Source organism: Nocardioides sp. (assembly GCF_050699375.1).
Lineage (GTDB): Bacteria > Actinomycetota > Actinomycetes > Propionibacteriales > Nocardioidaceae > Nocardioides.
The window spans coordinates 1-5,748 of sequence record NZ_JBOHDN010000266.1; the positions used below are offsets into that span (position 1 = coordinate 1).

General features: G+C 68.8%; 6 protein-coding genes. All 6 read right to left on the reverse strand.

The window, feature by feature from the left end; translation table 11 throughout:
• Positions 1-1,049, reverse strand: a 1,049-nt coding sequence (locus ACRDPS_RS19270) for an acyl-CoA dehydrogenase family protein (RefSeq protein ID WP_431503273.1), incomplete at its 3' end; no start/stop codon positions are given.
• 162 nt (positions 1,050-1,211) lie between these two features.
• Complete coding sequence (locus tag ACRDPS_RS19275) at positions 1,212-2,285, reverse strand: phosphotransferase family protein (RefSeq protein WP_431503274.1); 1,074 nt, start codon at positions 2,283-2,285, stop codon at positions 1,212-1,214.
• On the reverse strand, positions 2,282-2,929 hold the full coding sequence (locus tag ACRDPS_RS19280) for an HAD family hydrolase (protein WP_431503275.1): 648 nt from the start codon (positions 2,927-2,929) through the stop codon (positions 2,282-2,284). Before ACRDPS_RS19280 ends, ACRDPS_RS19275 begins: the two co-directional genes overlap by 4 nt.
• Positions 2,926-3,927: an NADPH:quinone oxidoreductase family protein gene (locus ACRDPS_RS19285; RefSeq protein ID WP_431503276.1), complete on the reverse strand. Its 1,002-nt coding sequence runs from the start codon at positions 3,925-3,927 to the stop codon at positions 2,926-2,928. Before ACRDPS_RS19285 ends, ACRDPS_RS19280 begins: the two co-directional genes overlap by 4 nt.
• The gene (locus tag ACRDPS_RS19290) at positions 3,924-4,724 is read right to left on the reverse strand and encodes an SDR family oxidoreductase (RefSeq protein WP_431503277.1); all 801 of its coding nucleotides are present in this window, start codon (positions 4,722-4,724) and stop codon (positions 3,924-3,926) included. Before ACRDPS_RS19290 ends, ACRDPS_RS19285 begins: the two co-directional genes overlap by 4 nt.
• The gene (locus tag ACRDPS_RS19295; RefSeq protein WP_431503278.1) at positions 4,724-5,479 is read right to left on the reverse strand and encodes an SDR family oxidoreductase; all 756 of its coding nucleotides are present in this window, start codon (positions 5,477-5,479) and stop codon (positions 4,724-4,726) included. The genes ACRDPS_RS19290 and ACRDPS_RS19295 overlap by 1 nt, the downstream gene beginning before the upstream one ends.
• Positions 5,480-5,748 lie beyond the last annotated feature (269 nt).

Consider the following 5,748-nt stretch of genomic DNA (forward strand, 5'->3'; position numbering starts at 1 on the left):
CACTGGACGGTCGCCGGGGTGGCGATCTTGATCGCCTGGATCTCGGTGTGGGCGCCCTTGTTGCCGACGGTGTCCATCAGCCAGGCGGTCTTGAGGACGAGGAGGCGCAGCTGCTCGAGCCGCACCCGTGACTCGGCGATCCAGTCTCGGATCACGCCCTGCTCCGAGAGCGGCTTGCCGAAGGCGACCCGGTCCTCGACCCGCGCGCACATAAGCTCGATCGCCCGCTCGGCGAGCCCGATGGAGCGCATGCAGTGGTGGATGCGACCCGGGCCCAGGCGCGCCTGGGCGATCGCGAACCCCATGCCCTCGGTCCCGATGAGGTTGCCCACCGGCACCCGAACGTCGGAGAAGACGAGCTCGGCGTGACCGCCGTGGTCGTGATCGTCATAGCCGAAGACCTCCATGCCGCGCTTGATCGTGAGGCCCGCGGCATCCCGCGGCACCAGGATCATCGACTGCTGCTTGTGGCGCTCGGCAGACGGATCCGTCTTGCCCATCACGATGAGGATCTTGGCGTTGGGGTTCATCGCGCCGGTGATCCACCACTTACGGCCGTTGATGACGTACTCGTCGCCGTCAAGAACGATCGAGGTCTCGATGTTCGTCGCGTCGGAGGAGGCGACGGCCGGCTCGGTCATCGCGAAAGCACTGCGGATCTCACCGTTGAGGAGCGGCTCGAGCCACTCCTTCTTCTGGGCGTCACTGCCGAACTGGTGCAGGACCTCCATGTTGCCGGTGTCGGGCGCGGCGCAGTTGAACGCGGCCGGCGCGATGTGGCTGCGCCCGGTGATCTCGGCCAGCGGGGCGTACTGCAGGTTCGTCAGCCCGGCGCCGCCCTCACCGGGCAGGAAGAGGTTCCACAGGCCGCGCTTGCGGGCCTCCGCGCGGATCTCGCCGAGGACCGGGACGCTGTCCCAGGCCCACTTGTCGTCCTGGGCCGCGATCTGCTCGTCGAAGACGGCCTCGTTCGGCTCGACGTACGTCTTCTGGAAGTCCCATACCGAGGCGACGAGCTCCTCGGTCTTGGCGTCGGGTGCGAAGTCCATCAGGGTGTGTCTCCTAGTTCAGGGGCGTCGCGAGCGGCGCCCAGTGCGTGCGATGGCAAGGCGGAGGAGGAGGCAGGCCGGGGTTGCCTGTCGATCGACGACAACGCGGCCGGCGTGCGGGTCTGAACGAAGTGGCCCGGGCGCCGCGTAGCAGCCGATGGACTAGGAGACACGCCCTGTGTGCTCCTTCATTGCGATGAGTCCCATGTCCAGGAGCGGGTGGATCCCGTCCCCGATCTTGTCGAAGCCAGGCCCGACGGTCTGGCCCTTGAGGTAGCGGTAGTGGATCCCCTCGAGGATCGCGGCGAGCTTGTACGCCGCCAGGCCGAGGTAGAAGCCGAACTCACCGAGGTCGCGGTGGCTGGCGGTGTCATAGCGAGCGATGATCTCGTCCGCGGAGAGCCAGCCGGGCGCGTTGCTGACGTCGGTCACGGTGCCGTCGCCGGAGACGGTGGCCATCTGCTGGTAGGTGAGCAGGATGGCCAGGTCGGTCACCGGGTCACCGAGCGTGGCCATCTCCCAGTCGACGACGGCCCTGATCTGGTCGGCGCTGTCGGTGAGGACGTTGTCGAGGCGGTAGTCGCCGTGCACGATCCCCGGTCCGGACGAGGCGGCCTCGGCCGCGCCGACACGGGTCTCCAAGAGCTTGTGGAGCTCGTCGGCGGCGGGAAGGTCGCGGGAGTAGGACGAGTCGAGCTGTTTCTTCCAGCGCCTGACCTGTCGGGAGAGGAATCCGTCGGGACGGCCGAACTCGCTCAGCCCGACCTCGGCCGGGTCGACCGCGTGCAGGGCCGCCATCACGTCGATGAGCTGCTCCGAGATCGCCCTGGTCCGCTCGGGGCCGAGCGGCTCGAGCTCCCGGGCGAAACGGTAGGGCTGGCCGTCGACCTTCTCCATCACGTAGAACGGCGCCCCGAGCACCTCCTCGTCGGCGCAGAACGCATAGGTGATCGGCACCGGGACGGCCGTGTCCCGCAGCGCGGTGATCACCGTGTGCTCACGCTTCATGTCGTGGGCGGTGGCGAGGACGTGCCCCAGCGGCGGACGCCGGACGATCCATGTCGAGGTGCCGTCGGAGACCTCGTACGTCAGGTTGGACTTGCCTCCGGAGATGTGGCTGGCGGTCAGGTCGGGGCCGCTCCCGGTGGTCGAGCTTGTCGAGACCCCCTCGACGTTCTCGGCGAACCACGGAGCGAGTCGGCTCAGGTCGAGGCCGGGCAGGTCTTCGGTCGTCATGCGGCTCCTCCGAGTGCGGGGATGTGATGTGCGAGCGCTTCGCGGGTGCTCGCGGCGTCTTGATGGAGCACGGCGGTCAGCCCGAGGTCCCGGGCGCCGATGATGTTGGGCTCGGCGTCGTCGATGAAGGCACACTCGGCCGCGTCCAGACCTAGCTTGTCGAGGACGAGCTGGAAGATCGCCGGGTCGGGCTTGCGCAGGCCGACCCGCTCGGAGATCACCGCTACCTCGAACGTCTCCTCGATCTGGGCGTGGTCGTAGAAGTCACCCCAGCTGTTGGAGAGCAGTGCGACCCGCACGCCGGCCGCGCGCAGGTCGCGGGCGAGGGCCCACATCTGCGGGTCCGGTGCCATGCCCGCGAAGAGGCGCGAGAGGACACCTTCCGAGTTGACAGGGGTTCCGGCGTACGTCTCCAGGCGGCCGGCCAGAAGCCGGTCGAACTCCTCGACCGGCAGGTCGCCGAGCTCGAGTCGGTGGATCGGCGTGCCGGCGTCGACGTAGCGGCCGAGCCACTCCTTCAGCACCGCGGTGAAGCTCTCCGGCTTGATGCCGTCGGCCTCGATCCAGGTGGCGATCGAGTCGCGGACGGGCGTGGTCATCACGCCGCCGTAGTCGAAGATCACGGCTCTTGTCGGACCATTCATGCGACGTACACGACCCGCCCGACGGTGGTGCCGTCAGCAAGGCGTTGTACGCCGTCGGCCACCCGGTCCAGCGGCAGCTCCTCGCTCACCAGCGGCTTGATCGCGCCTTCGGCTGCCATCCGGGTGAGCTCCGCGTGGCACTCGGCGACGAGCGCGGGTGCGAGCGCGTTGTAGAGGCCCCAGTGCAGCCCGACGATGGAGTAGTTCTTGATCAGCGAGTGGTTGAGCGCCGCCTCCTGGATGCGACCGCCGGCGAAGCCGATGATCAGGATCCGGCCCTCGAAGGCGATGCACTTGGTGGAGCGGTCGTAGGTGTCGCCACCGACGGGGTCGTAGATGACGTCGGCTCCCTTGCCGCCGGTGACCTCCTTGACGACCTTCACGAAGTCTTCCTGGTGGCGGTCGATGACGTGGTCCGCGCCCAGCTGGCGGGCGACCTCGGCCTTCTCCGGTCCGCCGACGACGCCGATCACCGTGGCACCGGCCGCCTTGCCGAGCTGGATCGCGGCGCTGCCGACACCACCGGCCGCGGCGTGCACGAGCAGCGTCTCGCCGGCCTGGATGTGGGCGCGGCGGTGGAGCGCGAACCAGCCGGTCTGGTAGCCGATGTAGAGGCTTGACGCCTCTGCGTCGCTGAGTGCCTCCGGGGCCGGGAACGTGGTCGCGGCGTCCATCAGCGCGAGCTCGCCGAAGCCGCCGTACGGCAGCGAGCCGCCGCCGATCACACGGTCCCCGACCTTCAGCTCGGTGGTCGAGCCTGTCGAGACCACCGTCTCGCCAACGGCGACTATTTCACCGCACAGCTCGACACCGGCGGTGAACGGCAGCTCGGGTTTGACCTGGTAGAGGCCGCGGCACATGAGGACGTCGGGGAAGTTGGCCGGGCTGGCCAGGACCTTCACGACGAGCTGTCCGGCCCCGGGGGTCGGGTCGGCCACCTCCTCGAGCTTCATCACGTCCTTGGGCTCGCCGAGCGAGCCGATCCGCCATGCCTTCATACCTGTCCCTCCACGTGCTGCCAGAGTCGATTCATCCCGCCGAGCCACTTGTCGGTCTGCGTGGCCCGCGCGGCGTAGTAGTCGCCGACCTCCGGGTGCGGCAGCACCAGGAAGCGGTCGTCGGCGGTCGCCTCCCAGGCCGCGTCGGCGACCTGGTCGGGCGTGAGTGCGCCATCACGGCTGAGCAGCCCGGCCATCTGACCCGATCGCTCGAGCATCCCGGTCCGTACGCCCTGGGGACAGATCGCCTGGACGACGACTCCGCGGTGGCGGTAGGTCACCGAGAGCCACTCCGCGAAAGCGACCGCGGCGTGCTTGGTGACCGAGTAGGTCGGCGTACCGACCATCGTCAGCAGCCCCGCGGCGCTCGCCGTCACCACATAGCGACCGGCGCCGCGCTCGACCCAGCCGGGGACGAGCAGGCGGGCCGCGCGCACGTGGGCCATGACGTTGACCTCGTGCGACGCCTGCCAGTCCTCCTCGGGGCAGTCGAGGCCGATGCCGCGGTCGATGCCGGCATTTCCGTACCACGCGTCGATCTGGCCGAGGTGGTCGGTCGCCGCGTCGACGAGGTGCTTCACCCCCTCTTCGGAGGCCGCGTCGCCGGCCACTGGATGCGCGCCGATCTCCTTGGCGGTCTCGGTCAGGCGTACGTCGTCGATGTCGTTGACCACGACGCGGACGCCCTCGGCGACGAGGCGGGCGGCCAGGGCGCGGCCGATCCCGCCGGCGGCGCCGGTGACGACGGCGGTGCTGTCTGGGGCCGGGGCCCCTTCGACAGGCTCAGGACGCCGCATCAGACGCGTCCGCCGGCGAGGGTGAGGCCGCCGTCCATGGTGACGAGCTGGCCGGTCATCCAGCTCGCGTCCTCGGAGAGGAGGAATGCGGCGGCGCCGGCGATGTCCTCGGGGGTGCCGAGGCGCTTGAGCGGGTAGGCGGCCGAGACCTCGGCCTCGCGGCCCTCGTAGAGCAGCTCGGCGAACTTGGTCTTCACCACGGCGGGGAGGATCGCGTTGACGCGTACCTTCGGGCCGAGCTCGACCGAGAGCTCCTGGGTGATGTAGCTGAGCATCGCCTTGCTCGCGCCGTAGGTCGCGATCAGCGGCGTCGGCGCGAGACCGGCGACCGAGGAGATGTTGACGACCGCGCCGCCGTGCTCGGACATCCACTGCCTCCAGACCTGCTGGGTCCAGCCGATCGGCGAGAGGCAGTTGACCTCCACGGTCTTGCGGGCCGACTCACGGTCCAGGTCGATCAGGCCGCCGGCCTTCGGGTTGATGCCGGCGTTGTTGACCATGAAGTCAGCGCTGCCGAAGGTGTCGATGGCCGCCTTGACGACCTCCTCCTGGTGGTCGGGGTCGTCGGCCTTCCCGGCGATGCCGAGGGCGACTTCCTTGCCGCCGAGGGTCTCGACCGCCTCCGCAAGCGCCTCAGGCTTGCGCGCGGTGATGACGACCCTCGCACCCTCGTCGACCAGGCGCTGGGCAATGCCCAGCCCGATGCCCCGGCTGGCCCCGGTGATGATCGCCGTACGTCCCTCGAACCTCGACATGCTCATTCCCTCGTGTGCTCGGCGTAATCTAAGCGCTTGCTTAGGTGGTGATGACGGTCACTCTACGGGGTAGTCCAAGAACATGGAAGGTCGGTGTCCACCCAATGCCGAGAAGTCACTTCTGCAGGCCGAGACGTCACCTCTGCAGGCCGAGACGTCACCTCTGCAGGCCGAGACGTCACAAATGCAGGTCGAGTTGTCACCACGGTGACAACTCGATCTGCATTTGTGACGTCTCGGCCTGCAGAGGTGACGTCTCGGCCTGCAGA